Source organism: Nocardia sp. FDAARGOS_372, assembly GCF_002554515.1.
In the GTDB taxonomy this organism is placed as follows: domain Bacteria; phylum Actinomycetota; class Actinomycetes; order Mycobacteriales; family Mycobacteriaceae; genus Nocardia; species Nocardia farcinica.
In genome coordinates, this window is sequence record NZ_PDDW01000001.1 from 3,815,470 (window position 1) to 3,835,095 (window position 19,626).

21 protein-coding genes are annotated in these 19,626 nt (G+C 70.2%); 12 read left to right on the plus strand and 9 right to left on the minus strand.

Features of this window, described 5'->3' with window-relative positions:
* Window positions 1–710: 710 nt before the first annotated feature.
* The gene (locus CRM89_RS18260) at window positions 711–1,037 is read left to right on the plus strand and encodes a MerR family transcriptional regulator (RefSeq protein WP_098087040.1); all 327 of its coding nucleotides are present in this window, start codon (window positions 711–713) and stop codon (window positions 1,035–1,037) included.
* A gap of 57 nt (window positions 1,038–1,094) precedes the next feature.
* Here the strand turns inward: CRM89_RS18260 and CRM89_RS18265 are convergent, their stop codons facing one another.
* From CRM89_RS18265 to CRM89_RS31055, 4 genes are all read right to left on the minus strand, one after another.
* Window positions 1,095–1,616, minus strand: a complete 522-nt coding sequence (locus tag CRM89_RS18265) for a hypothetical protein (RefSeq protein ID WP_098085288.1) — start codon at window positions 1,614–1,616, stop codon at window positions 1,095–1,097.
* Between the two features lie 189 nt (window positions 1,617–1,805).
* Window positions 1,806–2,195 carry an STAS domain-containing protein gene (locus CRM89_RS18270; protein WP_229434787.1) on the minus strand — a complete coding sequence of 130 codons (390 nt, stop codon included), beginning with the start codon at window positions 2,193–2,195 and terminating at the stop codon, window positions 1,806–1,808.
* Window positions 2,192–2,725, minus strand: coding sequence for an ATP-binding protein (locus CRM89_RS18275; RefSeq protein WP_194999834.1), 534 nt, complete (start codon window positions 2,723–2,725; stop codon window positions 2,192–2,194). Before CRM89_RS18275 ends, CRM89_RS18270 begins: the two co-directional genes overlap by 4 nt.
* 380 nt (window positions 2,726–3,105) lie before the next feature.
* On the minus strand, window positions 3,106–3,618 hold the full coding sequence (locus tag CRM89_RS31055) for an STAS domain-containing protein (protein ID WP_158242447.1): 513 nt from the start codon (window positions 3,616–3,618) through the stop codon (window positions 3,106–3,108).
* A 452-nt stretch (window positions 3,619–4,070) separates the two neighbouring features.
* On the opposite strand from CRM89_RS31055, the gene CRM89_RS18285 reads away from it, so the two are divergent.
* Entirely contained in the window at window positions 4,071–4,892 is an 822-nt protein-coding gene (locus CRM89_RS18285) for a GAF and ANTAR domain-containing protein (protein ID WP_098087042.1), read from the plus strand.
* Window positions 4,893–4,996: 104 nt separating this feature from the next.
* Here CRM89_RS18285 and CRM89_RS18290 read toward each other — a convergent pair whose 3' ends face one another.
* Window positions 4,997–5,452 (minus strand): Hsp20/alpha crystallin family protein, encoded by a 456-nt coding sequence (locus CRM89_RS18290; protein ID WP_098085294.1) that lies wholly within the window; start codon window positions 5,450–5,452, stop codon window positions 4,997–4,999.
* Window positions 5,453–5,805: 353 nt separating this feature from the next.
* Between CRM89_RS18290 and CRM89_RS18295 the strand changes: the two genes are divergently transcribed.
* From CRM89_RS18295 to CRM89_RS18335, 9 genes are all read left to right on the plus strand, one after another.
* Window positions 5,806–6,333 carry an STAS domain-containing protein gene (locus CRM89_RS18295; protein WP_194999835.1) on the plus strand — a complete coding sequence of 176 codons (528 nt, stop codon included), beginning with the start codon at window positions 5,806–5,808 and terminating at the stop codon, window positions 6,331–6,333.
* Between the two features lie 214 nt (window positions 6,334–6,547).
* Entirely contained in the window at window positions 6,548–7,021 is a 474-nt protein-coding gene (locus CRM89_RS18300) for a general stress protein (protein WP_098085299.1), read from the plus strand.
* A gap of 23 nt (window positions 7,022–7,044) precedes the next feature.
* Window positions 7,045–8,928 carry a molecular chaperone DnaK gene (gene dnaK / locus CRM89_RS18305; protein ID WP_098085302.1) on the plus strand — a complete coding sequence of 628 codons (1,884 nt, stop codon included), beginning with the start codon at window positions 7,045–7,047 and terminating at the stop codon, window positions 8,926–8,928.
* 14 nt (window positions 8,929–8,942) lie between these two features.
* Window positions 8,943–9,593 carry a nucleotide exchange factor GrpE gene (locus CRM89_RS18310; RefSeq protein WP_098085305.1) on the plus strand — a complete coding sequence of 217 codons (651 nt, stop codon included), beginning with the start codon at window positions 8,943–8,945 and terminating at the stop codon, window positions 9,591–9,593.
* Window positions 9,594–9,599: 6 nt separating this feature from the next.
* Window positions 9,600–10,592 (plus strand): DnaJ C-terminal domain-containing protein, encoded by a 993-nt coding sequence (locus CRM89_RS18315; protein ID WP_098085307.1) that lies wholly within the window; start codon window positions 9,600–9,602, stop codon window positions 10,590–10,592.
* A complete protein-coding gene (locus CRM89_RS18320) occupies window positions 10,589–10,945 on the plus strand; it encodes a chaperone modulator CbpM (protein ID WP_098085310.1) in 357 nt (118 codons plus the stop codon). Before CRM89_RS18315 ends, CRM89_RS18320 begins: the two co-directional genes overlap by 4 nt.
* A gap of 3 nt (window positions 10,946–10,948) precedes the next feature.
* The gene (gene clpB, locus CRM89_RS18325; RefSeq protein ID WP_098085313.1) at window positions 10,949–13,618 is read left to right on the plus strand and encodes an ATP-dependent chaperone ClpB; all 2,670 of its coding nucleotides are present in this window, start codon (window positions 10,949–10,951) and stop codon (window positions 13,616–13,618) included.
* Window positions 13,619–13,654: 36 nt separating this feature from the next.
* Complete coding sequence (locus tag CRM89_RS18330) at window positions 13,655–14,608, plus strand: M48 family metalloprotease (protein WP_098085316.1); 954 nt, start codon at window positions 13,655–13,657, stop codon at window positions 14,606–14,608.
* Window positions 14,605–15,639 carry a S1C family serine protease gene (locus CRM89_RS18335; RefSeq protein WP_172964541.1) on the plus strand — a complete coding sequence of 345 codons (1,035 nt, stop codon included), beginning with the start codon at window positions 14,605–14,607 and terminating at the stop codon, window positions 15,637–15,639. Before CRM89_RS18330 ends, CRM89_RS18335 begins: the two co-directional genes overlap by 4 nt.
* Before the next feature lie 70 nt (window positions 15,640–15,709).
* Here the strand turns inward: CRM89_RS18335 and CRM89_RS18340 are convergent, their stop codons facing one another.
* Window positions 15,710–16,309 (minus strand): methyltransferase domain-containing protein, encoded by a 600-nt coding sequence (locus CRM89_RS18340; RefSeq protein ID WP_098085319.1) that lies wholly within the window; start codon window positions 16,307–16,309, stop codon window positions 15,710–15,712.
* A gap of 398 nt (window positions 16,310–16,707) precedes the next feature.
* Here CRM89_RS18340 and CRM89_RS31770 point away from each other — a divergent pair, with 398 nt between their 5' ends.
* Window positions 16,708–17,223 (plus strand): NUDIX domain-containing protein, encoded by a 516-nt coding sequence (locus CRM89_RS31770; RefSeq protein ID WP_269467510.1) that lies wholly within the window; start codon window positions 16,708–16,710, stop codon window positions 17,221–17,223.
* A gap of 20 nt (window positions 17,224–17,243) precedes the next feature.
* On the opposite strand, the gene CRM89_RS18350 is transcribed toward CRM89_RS31770, so the two are convergent.
* The 3 genes from CRM89_RS18350 to CRM89_RS18360 all read right to left on the minus strand — a co-directional run bounded on the left by CRM89_RS18350 (window position 17,244) and on the right by CRM89_RS18360 (window position 19,618).
* Window positions 17,244–17,795: an NUDIX hydrolase gene (locus CRM89_RS18350; RefSeq protein ID WP_098085322.1), complete on the minus strand. Its 552-nt coding sequence runs from the start codon at window positions 17,793–17,795 to the stop codon at window positions 17,244–17,246.
* The gene (locus CRM89_RS18355) at window positions 17,792–18,631 is read right to left on the minus strand and encodes a trans-aconitate 2-methyltransferase (RefSeq protein WP_098085325.1); all 840 of its coding nucleotides are present in this window, start codon (window positions 18,629–18,631) and stop codon (window positions 17,792–17,794) included. Before CRM89_RS18355 ends, CRM89_RS18350 begins: the two co-directional genes overlap by 4 nt.
* A gap of 66 nt (window positions 18,632–18,697) precedes the next feature.
* The gene (locus CRM89_RS18360) at window positions 18,698–19,618 is read right to left on the minus strand and encodes a DUF2797 domain-containing protein (protein ID WP_098085328.1); all 921 of its coding nucleotides are present in this window, start codon (window positions 19,616–19,618) and stop codon (window positions 18,698–18,700) included.
* Between the last annotated feature and the right edge of the window lie 8 nt (window positions 19,619–19,626).

The following is a 19,626-nucleotide window of genomic DNA, read 5'->3' on the forward strand; positions in this document are numbered from 1 at the left end:
CCCAGCGACGACCGTGACCGGTGCTGGCCGTGGCGGGTCGGTAGGTGCGTCACGAGACGCGGTGCTGGCATTGCTCACCGGTGTGCCAGCCAACGACGAGAGCCGGCTGCCACGGGCAGGTTCACGTGATGGTGCCCCGGTACGGTCGTGCCGTTATCACCTCCTTACGTGTTCGCTGGTGCTGCGATCCGGGAAGAGGGTCCGCGCGGTCGGCGCGGCGTCGCACAGCGGCGGCGGAGGAGACCGTTCGCGAGCTCCGACTCGCCGCGCGGTCCGCGCGAGATCACCGCTGACAGCATGGGACAGCGGGTCGCGGCGCGACGACGCCTCGTCGCCGCGGTGGCGACGGGTGGGCGCTGGTCCTGGTGGCCGGTCGTGCGGCGGGAGAGGCCGCGTCGCGGAGGAGCCGAAGTTGGCGGCGACGATCGCGTCGAACTCCGCGCGCACCCACGCGGGCTCCGCGCAGATCAGGTCGGCGAAGCGAGCCGGCCCGACCTCCAGGGGCCACGCGAGGTCGCTTCCCGCCGTGCGGGCGATGCTCGTGCCATCCATCTCGATCACTCCCCAGCTGTGTGTCCACCAGGTTCTGACCGATACTTTTCTTATAGTGAGTACTGTAGATTATGTCAAGGCGCCACTGGAGGTACCGTGGTTCGGAGAGTGTCGGGTGAGGGTCAGGTCGACCCGTGGTGTCCGTGGGAGGCCCGCTCGTGACCAGTACTGATCTGCGCGATCTCGATGATGTCGACTATCCGGCGTACACCACCGGGCAGGCCGCGATGATGCTCGGTGTGCAGCAGGCGTTCCTGCGCAGCCTGGACACCGCTGGGCTGGTGCGTCCGCAGCGTTCCGGTGGTGGGCACCGCCGCTACAGCCGCCGCCAGCTGCACCTCGCCGCGCGCATCCGGGGTCTGCTCGACGACGGCCACGGGATCGTCGCGAGCGCCCGGATTATCGCGCTGGAAGACGAACTCGCCGCCGCACACGCCCAGATCGCCGAGTTGCGCAGCCGGCTGGACACCGCGACGCAACCCTGATCGCCCGGCACGTTCAGTCACGGCTCCGCATCGGCTCAGTCCGCGCCGGTGCGGGGATCAACGGCAGCGCGCGTAGAAGGAGAGGGCCCGCCGGTGTGCCCCGGCCAGCGTGTCGAGCTGGTCGGCGGTGAGCGAGGTCGTGATGCCCTCGTCGGTCTCCTCGCCCATGATCGCGATGCTGCCGCGCCAGACCCGCGGCGCGCAGCTCAGCGAGATCAGCACGGCCGAGCCGACCGGATTGGGCGGGTGGACTCGCGGCAGGTGATCGGCCGCGTCGGCCACTTTGGCGCGCATCCCGCCGGCCAGCGGCACGCCGTTGACGGCGCCGCCGTCGGGATCGACCTGGTCGCGTACCGCGGTCCACAGTTCGTGCTGGTAGGGCTCACCCCACTCGTCTGGCCCCGTGTCGCCGACCGCCTCGCGCACCATCAACAGGCCCTCGGGTGTGATCACGGCGTAGCGCACGGTCGGGCCTGGCACCTGCTCGGCGCCCGCGCACCCGATGATGAGGTGATCCCGTGGTGGGGGTGTGCCGTGCGCACCGCCAGCGACCTGGTTGCTGCGGGTGATGGCGCGCACGCGGCCACCCTACGGTCGGCGGACCACAATGGCCGCGGCCCGACGGCGGACTCAACCCGAACGAGTGAACCGTGACCGCTCCACCCCAGGGTCGGCGCGATCGTGCACCACCGGTCGCCGCGCATCGCTCGGATGCATCAGCCGGAGGTCGGTGGCCGCCGACGCTCTCTCAGCAACCCAGGGGGCGGCTTAGGGTCTGGGAGCCTGCAGCGCCTCGTCGACCGTGTGGTAGAGCGCCAGGACGTCGTCGAGGCCGGTGACCTCGATGGGCCTGATGACGGGACGGTTCGCGTCGACCACGACCGGCAGCGATGCGTGCCGCCGTCCCGCGTGCCGGGTGGCCTGCAGCAGCACGGTCAGTCCGGCGGAGTCCAGGAACGTGACCGCGGTCAGATCCAGGATGCCGGGGCCGCGGCCGGCCTCCCGATCGAGGCACTCGATGATCGCCGCGGCCAGGTGCGGCGCGGTGTCCAGGTCGACCTCGCCGGTCACCTCGATCACCAGGGTGCCGTCGTCGGCCTCTCGGTGCGAGCGGATGCTCAACTCCACCGGCGGCGGTTGCTCGCTGGGAGGGGTCACGTCGGCACGTGGGAGGTGTCGGTGAGGGCGGGCCAGGATGCCGAGGTGAGCGAGCCGCCACTACGGGGTTCGGTGCCTCGCGCGCGTGCCACCGCCAGATGCCGGGACGCACCGTTATGTCCTGCGCCGTCCAGGGCCAGCTCGGCCCACACCGTCTTGCCACCGGCGCGGTGCTGCACGCCCCAGGCCGACGCCAGCCGGTCGACCAGCAGCAGGCCGCGTCCCCCCGAGTGATCCGGCGGACGGATCCGGGGCAGCCCGCTCGCGGTGTCGTCGACCTCGATCCGCAGCCGCCGACCATGATGGATCAGCGTGGCGCGGCAGGTGCGCCGGGGCGCACCATGTCGGTGCGCGTTGCTGACCAGCTCATCGGCCACCAGAACGGCGTCCTCGACGACCACGCCGCCGTGGTCGGCCACCAAGCCGCGGACCAGCCGACGCACGTGCTTGGTCGGTGTCGTATCGAGGTCGCAGCTCACGCCGGGCGCTGTCGAGGTGCTGCCTGCCGTCTCCCACGCCTGGGTGGACATGGCACCACACCACCTTCGTCCGAGAACACTCTCCACGGCGAAGAGTCATCCCCGGAGATACCCGACGGTTCACCACAGCAAACCTGAGCGGTGTCCACGCTAGGTGCCGTGTCGTTCCCTGGGCCGACTTCCACTCGACCAGCTCACTGACCCAGCGGCGCCCAGGCACGGCGTGGGCGGTGTTTCCATCGCAACCCAGCGGCGTGCCCGGCAACGCTGCCAGGTGACGAGGCGATCCGCGAGTCGGTTGCGCGCTGGAGTGGGCTCGCACTCGCCGGACAGCCTGATGGCGATGAGGTTGCATCCCCTCACCACGGTCTATGGATGTTGTGTCGTCGCGCGCCTGGTGGAGTTCGGGTTGCGCGTGCCGCCTGGTCGTGTCAGGGGCCGTGGCCTTCTGAACCTGGCTCGCCGCCGTCCGGGGTCGGTGGTTGTTCGCGCCGGACGCGGCCGTTGCCTGCGGGATATGACGGTGCGGCCAGGGCCTGGGCACGGCTGGGGTGGACGTCGAACGTGGTGGTCAGGTCGAGCAGGGTCAGCGGCAGGAGTACGGGCCGGTGGGTGGCGACGACCCGGAACGCGATCCGGTGCTGGTGTGCGTCTTCGCGGGCCTGCAGGAGCGCGGTGATGCCGGCGGCGCCCAGGAACCGCACGTCGGTGAGGTCCGTGACGAGCACGGTGTGCTCGGTGCTGGTCAGGGCGTGGCTGAGCCGGGTCCGCAGGTGGGGCGCGGTGAGCAGGTCTAGCTCGCCGTGGACCTCTGCGAGCAGCGCGGTGGGTGTGGGGCTGCTCAGCGCAACCCGGAACGCGGGACACGTGCCGTGGCCGGCGGGCGTGTGGTCCGGGTGGTCGGGCTCGCCGGCGGCGGGTGGCCGAATGAGGCGGTCGGTCATGACACGCCCCAGGGAGGTCGGCTGGGACGTCCCGGCGGCAGCGGGTGGGCAGGGGACACGGCCAGACCTCCGTCTCGCGATGCGGCGGAGGGGACGCCGGCCGTGGCCCGCGCCGGAGTCGTGCGGTGCGCGAGCCGTCGCAGGTGCGGATGGGCCTGGTTGTCCTGCTCCACCTGAGTGGGTTTGCAGCACGTCCCGGCTGACTGCACAACCGCGGCTGACCGACATGCTAGTGACGGCGCTGCCCGCTTGCCAGAGGGCGAGGGACTTCGGGGAGGTGGTGGGCTGGACGGTTGCGGCCGGCGCGGGCGGTGCCGAGACTTGGGGTCGTCGGGGGCGACCTCGATACTTCGGTACGGTCATCGACGGTCGGTGTTCAGCAGCGCAGCATCGGATGCGATGAAGGTCGCCTCCGGCGCTCCCGCGGCAGGCCGGGGTGAGCCCGCGTGACCGTGGCCGTTGCCGCGACAAAGGGGTTTGTGCGCATGACCGGCGAAACCGAGCTGCTGACCATCGCCCAGGAGCTGGCCGAGGTGTCGCGGCTGGTCGAGGACGACGACGTGACGGGCGCGCTGGGGCGCTTCGCCGAGCGGGTGCTGCGCACCGTGCCGGGCTGCGCGGCGGTCACCGTCACCGTGACCGGCGCGCGGGCCGAGCAAGCGGACGTGGTGGCGGCATGCGCGACGCCGGGTGCAGCGGTGCCCGCGCAGGACCTGCTGACCGGCGACGGGCCGCTCGTGGGCGCGTTGCGGTATCGCGAGCCCCGCCGGGTGGACGACACGCGCACCGATCAGCGGTGGCCGCGGTTCAGTGCGCACCTGGCCGAACAGGGCTATCGCAGTGTCCTGGTGTTGCCGGTGCCGACCCGCCATCGCGGCGGATCGGGCGGGTCGGCGGTGCTGACGGTGTTCTCCGATGAGCCGCACCGATTCGACGAGACCGTCCACGATGTCGCGCTGCTGCTGACGGTGCACGCCGGCGTGGTGTTCGACAACGCGCAGCTGTTCCACGACAGCCGCCGCCTGGTGGACCAGCTCAAGGTGGCGCTGGAGACCCGGCAGACGATCGGGCAGGCCCAGGGCCTGCTGATGCGCCACTTCGGCTGCGACGCCAATGGCGGGTTCCACTTGCTCAAGGGAGCCTCGCAGAACACCAACACCAAACTCCGGGACGTCGCCGAGACGCTGGTTGCCGCCCACGAACAGGACACCTTCGCCAGCGCCCTGGCCAAGTTCCGGCTTGACGCCACCACAGCGGGAGCCGCGACGAGCTAGCAGCCCGGTTTCTCACAGCCACAGCCGCGCCCGCGCCACCGACCCCCGGCCCTGCTGGGCGGGGCAGGTGGCGCGGGCATTGCCTGTGGACTGCCGGGGGACGGTCACTTGCCGGTGATCGCGATGCGGCGCGGCTTGGCCGCCTCGGTCTTGGGCACGCGGACGGTCAGCACGCCCTCGTCGAGGGTGGCCTCGATCTTGTCGGCGTTCACGTCCTGCGGCAGCGTCACCCGGTAGGCGAACTGGCCGGTGCGGCGGGTGCGGTGCCGGAACCAGCCCTGTCGCTCCTTCTGTTTGACCTCACCGTTGATGGCCAGCTCGGTGCCGACCACGTCGATGGTGATGTCGTCCCGCTTGATGCCGGGCAGGTCGACCTCGACCAGGTAGGCGTCCTCGGTCTCGGTCACGTCGGCCAGCGGCGCCCAGGCCCGCACACCCTCGTCGAGGCGGCCGGCCACCGAGTCCATCCAGCGGCCCATCTGGCTGTAGAGGTCCTCAAACTCCCGGAACGGGTCCCAGTGCCGCAGCGAGCTCGACGATCGCACAGCAGGAAGCGTCATGGCTCTCACCTCCACAACTTGATCACGTGTCGATACCGCGTCCGCCAGAGCCTGCCGCCCCGGCGGCCGGACACCCATGACGACGAACCTGAGCCGCCACTTGTTCCCGAAGTTGAGCCTGACAGACTCAAGATTTGTGTGATGTGAGTCACAAACACGGGTGGTGTCGGGAACACGGGATGGAGTCGTGCACGTCTTGTTGGGTGAACGACGGCCAACTCATCCCGCTCTGCTCGCGGACGCCAGGATGGGAGGTGGTGTTCGGGATGGCGAGTGCACCGACGTTCGTAACGACGCCCGCGCCGAGCACCGGGCACGGCGCCCCGCCAGCGCGCACCGGCACCAACCGGCGTATGCCCCAGGCGTGGACGCCTGACTGCCCGACCCGTGCCAGCGGGGTGCCCGCCGGGCGCGTGCTGGCCGACTCCGGCGACGGCGTGTGGATTCTGCGTCCGAACGCGGAGCAGGCCGAGCGCCTGTGCCGGCACCTGCCCGGCTGGCTGGCCCGGCTGCGCACCGGCGGCGCCCGGCAGGTCGTGATCGACCTGCACCGGGTCCGGCGCCTGGACTTCACCGGGTTCGGGCTGCTGCTGCGCCTGCTGCGCGACGTACTCGGAGTTCCGGTGGTGATCACCGAGGCGGCCGGACACGTCGCGGCGACGTTGAGCCAGCTCGACCTGCTCGCCGACGCCCGGCTGGTGCCGGCCCCGCATCGACCACCCCGGACCAGCGCTCCCGCCGCGCCCTGCACGCCACGCCGACTGCGTGGTGAGCGGGTGCTCCATCCCGGCAGTGCGGCGCACGGCAGCAAAACCAGGCGCACGGCGCGCAGCGGGCACGGCGACCGACACCGGCACCGCAGCCCCGCGGCATCACGCTAGGCGCAGCATCCGCACCAGCCGACAGGTGAACCCCGTCGACCTGTCGGCGGCGGTGACCGCGGACCCGGTTAGTGCGAGCCGCGGCGGGTATGCGGGTGGTTGGCCGGTGATTTCTCTCCCGCTACGCGCGGCATGCGTGTGGTGGCGCTCGTGGCCGGAGAGGCCCCATGGAAGGCGACTTGACAACAACAGGAACAACAGGGAGGCGGAAGCAATGGCTCGATTGGCTCAGGTGACCAGCTCCCGTAACCGGGAGGTCGTGGCGGGTTTCGACAACTACGCCGACGCGGAACGCGCGGTGGACTCGTTGTCCGACAAGGGTTTCCCGGTCGAGCACACCACCATCAGCGGCGTAGGGCTGCGCATGGTGGAAGACGTGCTCGGGCGGCTGACGTATCCGAAGGCGGCCGGGCTGGGTGCCCTCAACGGGCTGTGGATCGGGCTGCTGTTCGGCGTGTTCCTGGCGCTGTTCACCACCAACGCGGTCGCGTGGTTCGCGGTGATCTTGTGGGCGCTGCTGTGGGGCGCGGTGGTCGGCGCCGTGGCGGCCCTGATCTGGCACGCGCTCTCCGGTGGCCGCCGGGACTTCCTCTCGGCCAGCCAGCTGATCGCCGACCGCTACGAGGTGCTGGTCGACCCCGCGCACGCCGAACGCGCCCGCGAACTGCTGCAGACCAGCCAGTCCTGATCACGTGAGGGGAGGCGCTTCTCATGGCTAAGGCAGTCGGTATCGACCTGGGAACCACCAACTCGGTGATCGCCACCGTGGAGGGCGGCCAGCCGACCGTGATCCCGAACAGCGAGGGCAGCCGCACCACCCCGTCGGTCGTGGCGTACACCGACCAGGGCGAGCGGCTGGTCGGGCAGCTCGCGCGCCGCCAGGCGATCCTGAACCCGAAAGGCACCATCGCGTCGGCGAAGCGGTTCATCGGCCGTCGGTTCGAGGAGGTGGCCACCGAACGGGACACGGTGTCCTATGAGGTGGTGTCCGGCCCGAACGGCGCGGCACGGTTCGATGTGCGTAGCAAGCAGGTCGCGCCGGAGGAGATCTCTGCGGCGGTGCTGCGCAAGCTGGTCGACGACGCGTCGAAGTACCTGGGCGAGAAGGTCACCGAAGCGGTGATCACGGTGCCGGCGTACTTCAACGACGCCCAGCGGCAGGCGACCAAGGACGCCGGCAAGATCGCCGGGCTGAACGTGCTGCGGATCATCAACGAGCCGACCGCGGCGGCGCTGGCCTACGGGCTGGACAAGAAGAAGAACGAGACCGTGCTGGTGTTCGACCTGGGCGGCGGCACCTTCGATGTCAGCCTGCTCGACGTCGGCGACGGGGTCGTGGAGGTCCGCGCCACCGCCGGCGACACGCACCTGGGCGGTGACGATTTCGACCGGCGGATCGTGGACTGGCTGGCCGAGGAGTTCCGCAAGGACTACGGCATCGACCTGCGCAAGGATCCGCAGGCGCTGCAGCGGCTGTACGAGGCGGCGGAGAAGGCGAAGGTCGAGCTGTCCTCGGTGTCCCAGACCACGATCAACCTGCCGTTCATCACCGCCGACGCCGGCGGGCCGAAGCACCTGAACACCACGCTGATGCGGTCGAAGTTCGACCAGCTCACCGCGGACTTGGTGGAGCGCTGCATGGGCCCGGTGCAGCAGGCGATGGCGGATGCGAAGGTGACCGCGAACGACATCGACGAGGTGATCCTGGTCGGCGGTTCGACCCGGATCCCGGCGGTGCAGCAGCTGGTGCGCCGGTTGACCGGCGGCAAGGACCCGAACATGACGGTCAACCCGGACGAGGTCGTCGCGCTTGGCGCGGCGCTGCAGTCCGCGGTGATCAAGGGCGAGATGTCCGACGTCCTGCTGCTCGACGTCACTCCGCTGTCGCTCGGTGTGGAGACCCTGGGCGGGGTGATGACCAAGGTGATCGAGCGCAACACCACCATTCCGGCGCGGCGTAGCGAGGTGTTCTCCACCGCGGAGGACAACCAGAACGCCGTGGATGTGGTGGTGCTGCAGGGTGAGCGGGAACGCGCGGCGGACAACCGGGTGCTGGGCCGGTTCCGGTTGGAGAACATCCGGCCCGCCCCGCGTGGGGTGCCGCAGGTCGAGGTCACCTTCGACCTCGACGCCAACGGCATCCTCAACGTCTCCGCCAAGGACAAGGACACCGGCGCCGAACAGACCATCACCATCAGCGAAAGCTCCAACCTCGACCAGAGTGAGGTCGAGCGGATGGTCGCCGACGCCGAACGGCACCGCGGCGAGGACGCCAAGATCCGCGAGCGCGTCGACGCCCGCAACACCCTGGACACCATCGCCTACCAGGTCGAGAAGCGCCTCGGTGAGTTGGGTGACGCCGCGCCCGCGCACGAGAAGGCCCGCGCGGAGCTACTCATCGGCGACGCTCACCAGGCCGTCAAGGACGACACCGTCGGTATCGAGCGGCTGCGGGAGCTGACTTCGGAGCTGCAGCAGCTGTTCTACGGCCTGGATACCGCGGCCGGAGGCACCGCCGGCAATCAGGCCGGTGGCGGCGCCCGGCGGGACGGCGGCGGTGATGACGTGATCGACGCCGAGTTCACCAGCGAGTGAGAGGAGGGCACGCCATGGCCGAGGACCGCATCCGCTCCGGCCCCGGCGAGCACCTCGACCCCGGCGGCCGAGCGACGGTCGGCGAGCAGCAGCCGCGGGAGGAGCGGTTCGTGCGGGAGCGGGCCGAGCCGCCCGCTCCCGAAACCGACCCGGCCGCCCCGGCCGACCAGGCCGAGCCCGAGGACGAGGTGGCTCGGCTGCGGGCACAAGTGGCCGAGCTGGAAGACCGGTGGCGGCGTACCGCCGCGGAGCTGGACAACCTGCGCAAGCGGGTAGCCCGAGACAGCGAACGGCAACGCCTTGACGAGCGCGGCCGGGTGGCCGCGGCCTGGCTGCCGGTCGTGGACAACCTCGACCTCGCCCTGACCCACGCCGACGCCGACCCCGGCTCGATCGTGCAGGGCATCCGCGCGGTCCGCGACCAGGCCCTGACGGTGCTGGCCGGACTGGGCTACCCACGCCGCGACGACCACGGCGTGGCGTTCGACCCGACCCGGCACGAGGCCGTGTCCACCCGCGCGGACACCGAGGCCAAGCCCGGCACCGTGGTCGAGGTACTGCGCCCCGGCTACGGTGACGCCGACCGGCAACTACGTCCGGCGACGGTCGTGGTCGCCGCCCGCGCCGCCGATGACGGATCCCGAGACGAGCGGGACAGGGGGTGACGCTCGGTGGCTCGTGACTTCTACGAGGCGCTGGGGGTGTCGCGCACCGCCAGTCAGGAGGAGATCCAGCGCGCCTACCGCACGCTGGCGCGCAAGTACCACCCGGACGTGAACAAGCAACCGGGGGCCGAGGATCGGTTCAAGGAGGTCTCCGAGGCGTACCAGGTGCTCTCCGATCCGGAGACGCGGCGCCGCTACGACGCGTTCGGGCCGGACTTCCGGCAGGTGCCCGAGGGCGTCGACCCCGAGACCTGGCAGCGCGCCCGCGCCGGCACCGGCGCGCGGTCCGGTTCCGGTGGTGAGCGGGTCTGGGTGAACACCGGGCCCGGCGGAGGGTTCGGCGGGTCGCCGTTCAGTGCCGGGTTCGGCGGCGAGTTCGATGTCGAGGACCTGTTCGGCAGCATCTTCGGCCAGCGCACCGCCCGCGCCCGCGGGCAGTCCGTGCGGGGCGCGGACCAGGAGGCCGAACTCGAATTGACTGTCGAGGAGGCATACCGGGGCGGGCAGCGTTCGCTGACCCTGCCCGGCCCCGACGGGCCGCGCACGCTGCGGGTGACCATTCCCGCCGGGGTGACCGACGGGCAGCGGATCCGGCTGGCCGGGCAAGGCGGCCAGGGCATCGGCAACGCCGCGGCAGCGGGCGACCTGTATCTGGTGGTGCGGCTGACACCGCACCCGCGCTACCGCGTCGACGGACGAGACCTGACCGTCGATCTGCCGTTGGCGCCATGGGAAGCCGCATTGGGCGCGACGGTCGCGGTGGACACCCCCGGCGGGCAGACCAAGGTGAAGGTCCCGGCGGGTACCTCCAGCGGCCGGCGGTTGCGGCTGCGCGGACAGGGCATGCCCCACCCGCGCGGCCAGGCCGGTGACCTCTACGCCGAGGCGCGGATCGTGGTACCCGACCGGCTTACCGACGCCGAGCGCCGGCTGTTCGCCGAACTGGCCACAGCCTCGACCTTCGACCCCCGCGGCACGTCGGCGAGGAGGCGGTCATGACCGACAGTTCGATCCCAGGTGCCCCGATGAGCTATGCGTTGATCCGCTACCAGCGCGATCCCGACCACAACCGGCGTGGGTGGCTGGACCTGGAATCCTTCGCCCGCGCCACCGGCACCCACCCGGACCTGGTGACCCGGTTCGTCGCGCTCGGGTTGCTCGACCCAGAGCGAGACCGGGCCGGGGCGCTGTGGTTCGCCCCGGACCAGCTGGCGAGGCTGGCCCGCATGCAGCGACTGCGCGCCGCGTTCTCGGTCAACTACGCCGCTCTGGGGCTGGTGCTGGATCTGCTGGACCGGGTCGACCAGCTGGAACGCGCGCTGCGCCGTAGTCAACGACAACCGTGGAGGTGACCCGTGGACAAGACCGACCCTTTGACCCAGAAATCCCGGCAGGCACTGCACGACGCCCAGACGAAGGCGGTGCGCTTCGGCCACACCGAGGTCGACGGTGAGCACCTGCTGCTGGCGCTGCTGGACGACCCGGACGGACTCGTGCCGCGGCTGCTGGCCCAGGCCCAGGCGGACCCGGACACGCTGCGCACCGCGCTGGAGACCGAACTGGGACGCCGTCCCAAGGTGTCCGGGCCCGGCGCCGCACCGGGGCAGATCTTCCTCACCCAGCGGCTGGTCCGGCTGCTCGACACCGCCGAGCGCGAGGCCAAGCGGCTCAAAGACGAGTACGTCTCCGTCGAACACCTGGTGATCGCGCTGATCGAGGAAGGGACCACCACCGCCGCGGGCCGGCTGCTGCACGAGCACGGCCTGACCCGCGACCGGTTCCTGCAGGCGCTGACCGCGATCCGCGGCAACCAGCGGGTCACCTCCGCGATGCCCGAGGTCGCCTACGAAGCGCTGGACAAGTACGGCCGCGACCTCGTCGCCGACGCCGCCGCAGGCAAGCTCGACCCGGTCATCGGGCGTGATGCTGAGATCCGCCGCGTGGTGCAGATCCTGTCCCGCAAGACCAAGAACAACCCGGTCCTCATCGGCGACCCCGGCGTCGGCAAGACCGCCATCGTCGAGGGCCTCGCGCAACGCATCCACCGCGGCGACGTGCCCGAAGGGTTGCGCGACAAGACCGTCTTCGCCCTCGACATGGGCTCTCTGGTCGCCGGCGCGAAGTACCGCGGCGAGTTCGAGGAGCGGCTCAAGGCCGTGCTCAACGAGGTGAAAGCCGCCGAGGGCCGGATCCTGCTGTTCGTCGACGAACTGCACACCGTCGTCGGTGCCGGCGCCGCGGAAGGGGCGATGGACGCCGGGAACATGCTCAAACCGATGCTGGCCCGCGGCGAGCTGCACATGATCGGCGCCACCACGGTCGACGAGTACCGCAAGCACATCGAGAAAGACGCCGCCCTGGAACGCCGCTTCCAGCCCGTGCTCGTGGACGAACCGGACGAGGCCGACGCGATCTCGATCCTGCGTGGGTTGCGGGAGCGGCTGGAGATCTTCCACGGCGTGAAGATCCAGGACAGCGCCCTGGTCGCCGCCGTGACCTTGAGCCACCGCTACATTTCCGACCGGTTCCTGCCGGACAAGGCCATCGACCTGGTCGACGAGGCTTGCGCGATGCTGCGCACCGAAATCGACTCGATGCCGGCCGAACTCGACGAGCTGACCCGGCGGGTGATGCGCCTGGAGATCGAGGAAGCGGCGCTGGCGAAGGAAACCGACCCGGCCAGCCAGTCCCGGCTCACGGAGTTGCGCAAGGAGTTGGCCGACCTGCGCGCCGAAGCCGACGCCATGCGGGCGCAGTGGGAGGCCGAACGTGCCGCGCTGCGCAAGGTGCAGTCGCTGCGGCAGGAGATCGACCAGGTGCGCCATGACGCCGAGCTGGCCGAACGCGACTACGACCTCAACCGTGCCGCCGAACTGCGTCACGGCAGGCTGCCCGAGCTGGAACGCCGCCTGGACGCCGAGGAACAGCAGCTGACGGCCAAGCAGGGCAGGCAGCGGTTGTTGCGTGAAGTCGTCACCGCGGACGAAATCGCGGCGATCGTGTCGCGCTGGACAGGCATCCCCGTGTCCCGCCTGCAAGAAGGCGAACGCGACAAACTCTTGCGGCTGGACGAAATCCTGCACCAGCGAGTGGTCGGCCAGGACGAGGCCGTGCAACTGGTCGCGGACGCGATCATCCGCGCCCGGTCCGGCATCAAGGACCCGCGCCGCCCGATCGGGTCGTTCGTCTTCCTCGGCCCCACCGGCGTCGGCAAGACCGAACTCGCCAAAACCCTTGCAGCGGCGCTATTCGACACCGCCGACAACATGGTGCGCCTGGACATGAGCGAGTACCAGGAACGCCACACCGTCTCCCGCCTGGTCGGCGCCCCACCCGGCTACGTCGGCTACGAGGAGGGCGGCCAGCTCACCGAAGCGGTGCGCCGCAAGCCGTACTCGGTCGTGTTGTTCGACGAGATCGAGAAGGCCCACACCGACGTGTTCAACACGCTGCTGCAGGTCCTCGACGACGGCCGGCTCACCGACGCCCAGGGCCGCACCGTCGACTTCCGCAACACGGTCATCATCATGACCTCCAACATCGGCTCGGAATATCTGCTGGAGGGCGCGACGGCGGGCGGGGAGATCAAACCGGAGGCGCGGGAGCGGGTGATGGCGGCGTTGCGCGGGCACTTCCGGCCCGAGTTCCTCAACCGGATCGACGACATCGTGCTGTTCAAACCGCTGACCGAGGCCGAGATCGAGCGCATCGTCGAGCTGATGACCGACGAGCTGCGCGGCCGGCTCGCCGAACGCCGGATGACCCTCCATCTGTCCGACCCGGCGCGGCATTTCATCGCCCAGCAAGGGTTCGATCCGGTCTACGGCGCCCGACCGCTGCGCCGGTTCATCGCCCGCGAGGTCGAAACCCGCATCGGCCGCGCCCTGCTCGGCGGCGACGTGCACGACGGCGCCACCATCCACATCGGACTATCCGACGGTGGGCTGACGGTCAGCTTCGACAACCCCAACACCGGCCCGAGCCAGGACCCGGCCGACCGAGTAGCCGCCGGCACCGGGTCATAACCCACAACACCAGACGACAACGGGAGGTGAATCCTCATGGTGCGGCGCTACACCAACGCGCTCAAGACCGCGCTGCTGCTCGGTGTGCTCACCGCGCTCATCCTCACCATCGGCTACGCGCTCGGCGGCAGCACCGGACTCATCGTGGCCACCGTGCTGTCGCTGGTGATGAACGGGGCCGCCTACTTCTACTCCGACACGATCGCGTTGCACGCCATGGCCGCCCGCCCGGTCAACGAAGCGCAGGCACCCGAGCTGCATGCGATGGTGCGCGAGCTGGCCACCAGTGCCGGCCAGCCGATGCCGCGGCTGTATGTCAGCCCCATCGCCCAGCCCAACGCGTTCGCCACCGGCCGCAGTCCCCGCCACGCCGCGGTCTGCGTTACCGACGGCATCCTGCGTCTGCTCACCCCACGCGAGCTGCGCGCGGTCCTGGGCCACGAACTGTCCCACGTGTACAACCGGGACATCCTCACCTCCAGCGTCGCCGCCGCCCTGGCCGGGATCCTCACCAGCCTGGCCAACCTCGCCCTGTTCCTGCCCATCGGCTCGTCCACCGAGGACGACGACGGACCCCACCCGGTGGCCGCGCTGCTGATGCTGATCCTCGCCCCCGTCGCGGCCGGGCTGATCCAGCTCGCCATCAGCCGCAGCCGCGAATACCAAGCCGATGTCGACGGCGCGGATCTCTCCGGCGACCCGCTCGCTCTAGCAAGCGCCCTGCAGAAGATCGACCAGTGGACACGGCGGCTGCCGCTGCCCGCCGACGCTCCACACGCCGCCTACGCCCACCTCATGATCGCTCACCCGCTCAGCGACGACGGGGTGGCGGCGCTGTTCAGCACCCACCCGCCGACCGCCGAGCGCATCCGCCGCCTGCGGCAGCTAGCCAGCCAGGTAGCGGCCGGCCCGTCGGGTCCAGCGCGCCCCGCGCCCCGGTCGAGTTGGGCGGGTGCACTGGCCCCCACGATGAGGAGCCTCGCGCGATGAACAGCACAGTTAGCCCTCGAACGGCGCGGATCTGCGGTGCAGTCGCGGCGGCGGCCATTGCGCTGTCAGCCTGCACGACCGGATCGAGCAATCCCGCCCAGCCGAACGCCACCACCACCACCCCGGCCCCCGCGGGGCCAGAGGCCGGGTACGCCGACGTGGTCGACCGGGTCAGCCCCAGCGTGGTCACCGTCCAGGCAGGCCAGGACCTGGGCAGCGGGGTCGTCCTGCGCCCGGACGTCGTGGTCACCAACCAGCACGTCGTGGGAACCCAGCGAGAGGTCACCATCGCCTACGCCGACGGCGCCCGCTCACCCGGCACCGTCCTGGCCACCGACACCATCACCGACCTCGCCGTCGTGCGCACCGACCGCAAGAACCTGCCCGTGCCGCAGTACCGCAACGACCTGCCCCGGCCCGGTGAACGAGCCCTGGCCATCGGCAGCCCCCTGGGCTTCGAGAACTCGGTCACCGCCGGCATCATCTCCGGGCTGCACCGCGAGATCCCCGGATCCGCCGGCCAAACCCAGTCCCTTGTGGACCTCATTCAAACCGACGCCTCGATCTCCCCCGGCAACTCCGGCGGTGCACTGCTCGACACGCAAGGCCGGGTCGTGGGCATCAACGAGGCATACATCCCACCCGCCGCAGGGGCGGTGTCTCTCGGGTTCGCCATCCCCTCAGCCACCGTCACCGACATCGCCGACCAGCTGCTCACCAAGGGCACCGCGACCCACCCCTACCTCGGGATCTCACTCGGCCGGCTCACCCCCGACATCCAACAAAAACTCGGCGTACACACCGACCACGGCGCACTCGTCCTCGGCATCGACCAAAGCGGTCCCGCCGCCGCCAGCGGCATCCGCACCGGCGACGTCATCACCGAATTCGCCGGCACACCAATCCGCAGCGTCGAGGACCTCCTGGCTGCCCTCCGACACACCCAGCCAGGACAGAAGGTGCCGGCCACCCTCATCCGCGCAGACACATCCCAATCCGTCACCCTGACCATCGGCTCGCGCACCGGCTGAGCACCCTCAGCACCCACGTTAATCGGTCCGAGCGGCGGCTGGGAACGCCACCACCGCCCGACGAAACGGTTCAACACGCTGACTTGACAGGGAAGCGCAGCGGGGCGACCAGCCGTCCTCCGGGCGCGAGCTGTTGCCACCACTGCGCGGGAATGTCCCACGGCGAGACGGTGGCGATCATGCGGTCGTACGGGGCGTGGTCGGGATAGCCGAGCCCACCATCGCCGGTGATCACATGCACGTCGCCGTAGCCGGTGGCGGTCAGGGCCCGCTTGGCTTTCGCGGTGACGTCCGGGTCGATGTCGATCGTGGTCACCAGGTCCGCGCGGCCGGTCAACTGGGCAAGCAGGCAGGCGTTGTAGCCAGTTCCCGCGCCGATTTCCAGGATGCGGTTGCCGGGTTGGACGTGAAGCTGGTCGAGCATCGCCGCGACCAGCCACGGCGCCGACGCGCAGGACAACGACCGGCCATCCTGGAACCGGTGGGTGATCACCGCCTGCCACGGGTCGTAGGCAGTGGCCAGTGGGGCGTCGGGCACGAACTCATGACGTGGTGTGTCCAGCAGGACCCGCGCGACCTCACTGAGCTGCGCGTATCCCGACTTGCGGACCTTGGCGACCATCTCCGCGCGCAGCGACCCCGGCGACACGGTGGTGGTATCGGTGCCCATCGCTTCCCTTCTAGTTCAACGATCAACTATGTGGACGGCCATGGTCAGCATGGCCCGGTTACGACGCATCCAGATATGAGACAGGGCGGACACCCTGGGTTGTTCGGGCAGAAATGCTCTCGACAGAGCGCGCCGCTAAGGCAGCACCTCCCTCTCGGCGCAGCCCGAGGTAGTCAACTGCGAATGGGCCATGTCATCAAGCGCGTTCGGGCAGTGCCGTGGAGGCGCGGTTGAGGCGTCACCAAGCTTGACCTGCATGAATATCGCGACTCGTCGCTGACGATTCCACCATTCGGGGCATCCAACCTCCGGGTCGTTCCTTCACAGGCCAGGACACGGCGGGCCTTGTCCCCCTGCAATGTCCGGGTCGGCTGCGACGTCGGCTTAGGCTGGGTCAGGTGATTGACCAGTTGACCGTGGAAGCGGCGGTCGCGGACGCTCGCCTTGCCGCGATGGAGTTCGATGACGCCCAGACGTGGCTCCACGCCCACCAGTCGCTGCTGAAGCCGCTCGCGGCCGAGGTCTGGGTCACCGACCCGACGTACAGCCACGTCTTGCTGGTACGGCACCGCGTGCGCGGATGGGTGCCGCCTGGCGGCAAGGTCGAGCCAGGCGAGACGCCGCGGGCAGCCGCAGCTCGTGAACTCGTGGAGGAGGCCGGCGTAGCGGGCGAGCTGCTGCCTATGCCGGCCGCGGTGGCTGTCCGCTCCTTCCGCGCCGACTGGGCGCCGACGCTGAGCCTGTCCTACGGCGCCGTCGTCGACCGCGACGTGCCGCTCGGCGGGGAGACTGGGCAGCCATCGAGGTGGGTTGACCTGGACGAGACGTGGGAGAGCGTGTTCCCCGAGGACCGCGAACGTATCCGCGCGTACGTACGCCGATTGGCAGCGGGGAACGTGGTGGGGGCGCGCTGAGACCCGTCGCCGGTGCACGGTCAGAGGACCTTGTCGATCAGACTCAGGATGTCGTCGGGCAGCGTCACCAGTTGGAGCTCGTGCAGGAATCGAACCCACACCGGCTCCAAGCCGGGCTTCGCGGTGAACTGCTCCTCGCTCAGCTGCCCTTCGGCGTAGGCCGCGGTGCGGTGCGCGTGCTGCTGGAGCTGGTCTTGGTGCAGCCATCGGGGTGCGCGCACCTCTTGGGCAGAGGGTCGGATCGGGCCAGAGGTCTGGGCCCGATAGATCCACCACTGATGGCCCACGCGGTCGCTGGTCGGTCGGCGGCAGTGGTTGGGCCGCCATGCGGTCAGCAGCAGGTGAAGTGAGGTGACGGTCAGGCCGACTTCCTCGGCGACCTCAATGCGGGCGGCTTGCTCGGGGCCTCCGTGCTGGTCGACATGACCAGCGACCGGCGCGATCCCCGCAGGGGGCCTCGCGCGTTCGAAGACCAGCAGCCCGTCCGGTGAGGAGATGAGCACGCCGACGGCCGCGTGGTCGCAGTACTTGATCCTGCTGCCGTGGCTACTGGTCGGTGGCGGGGCGGTCAACGTAGTTCCCTGGGTCGCTGTGCGACAACCACGAGCCAGCTCGTCACGGTAGGCGTGTCGGGCGTGGTCAGCGAGTACGCCTTGTCGAGGATGTCCATCCGCTGAGCGTGGGTGAAGTCCCCGTCGGGTCGAGCGAAGACCGGAATCGACAACCACGCCTTCTTCTCGGCCATCGTGCTGCGCTGGGCGACGACCTCGGTGTCGAGCACGGTCAGTCCGGCGACCGACAGGTGGTCGGCAATCGTGTCCAGTGGCAGCTTCGGAGCTGGCTCGGCGGCTGGAGGCGGGGCGTAGCCGTGGTCACGGGCCGCGACCTGACGGATCAAGGTGTTCAGCGAGGGGCCGGTGCGCACATTGGTCTCGTCGGGGTGGCGGACGCCGGCAAAGCCGCCGCCGACGTTGAACACGAACCGGCCGCCGGGTCGTAGGACCTGGTGGACGGCGGCGAACACCTGTGGCACGTCGGTCTTCCAGATCGCGGAGTTGCACACCACCGCGTCTGCCGCGCCGGGAACGTGGCCGACCAGATCTTCGGCTGGTGCGGTGACCCAGCTCAGGCGTGGGTCGGCCAGGGTGCGTCGGCCAACGCGCTGCATGGCAGCGGCGTTGTCCAGGGAGACGACCTGGGCGTCGATCGGCACGAGTTCGAGGATTGCCTCCGCGGTCGCGCCGGCTCCGCCGCAGAGGTCGACCACCAGCCGGCTGTCGGTGAGATCGGCGCGGCGAGCAAGGTCCCGGCTGGTGGCCGAATACATGGGGAAGGCACGGGTGAAGGCGGCGTACGCCTCGGCAGTGGTGTCCTCGTCCCAGCCGAGAAGGGCGTCCAGTGGTGCCATCGCGGGTACCTCGCTTCAGGGCGCAGGCCAGGCTCGTTGCGGACGGACGCGACGAGCCGGGGTCGGTTAGAAGAGGGAGTTCTGGAAGGCGGCGGCGGGCGAGGTGAACGGGCCGAGCGTGATGCGGCGACCCTTGAGGGTGCCGAGGTCGAGCACGTAGTCCACTTCGTCGTCACCGTCCAGGGCGGCCAGCACCTGGGTGCCGACGCACGAGACGACGGTGAAGCCGTGCTCACCGTCGCGCAGATCGTGTGGGTACAGCATCCGTACGCCGTCGGCGACGCGCATTCGGTCGCCTTCGGCAGGAGGAGTCCACGTCTCCAGCATTGCCGGAGTGTTCATCGCTGCGAGCGCGTCCGCGGCGCGGGAGACGTGACGGTCGTGGGTCGCGCTCGCGGTGGACAGGTCGGTCAGATTGGCCAGCGCCTTGAGCTTGGTCGAGGCCCGGATGGTCTGGGGCACCTGCAGGCCGCGGGTGATGGCGTCTTCGAGGTGGCGTACGGCGCGGCCGTCGGCGCTCTTGGTCAGATAGGTCGCGATCAGGGCGCCTTGTTCGTCGAGGCGGGATTGCCTGCGTGGTTCGGCTGCAGTGCCGACCTTGGTGGCGCCGTCGGCGAAGGTGGCGAGGTAGAGCCAGTGCGGCTGGTCCATGTACTGGCGCAGGGCCGCGGGGACGTTGCCGTCCTGGTGGAACTGGTGGGCGAAGCGGAACTCGTCCTGGCGCAAGCACCGAGCGCACTGGTCGCCCTGCTCGGTCGGCGCGCGGTCGGGACACGCGAGGGCCTCGACGCGCACCGTGTCGGCGAACTGGTACCGGCCGGTGCACCACCGGCCGGTACCGACCGCAAAACCGAGTCGCTGGTTCATGATCTCGGCGTAGACCAGCGGCCCGTCGGGCAGCGGGGCCAGCAGCAGCCGGGGATTTCCTGTCGCCCAGGTGATGCCGTGGCACACGTACTCGCCGCCGGTTGGTCGGGTCGCTGGCATGGTGCGTT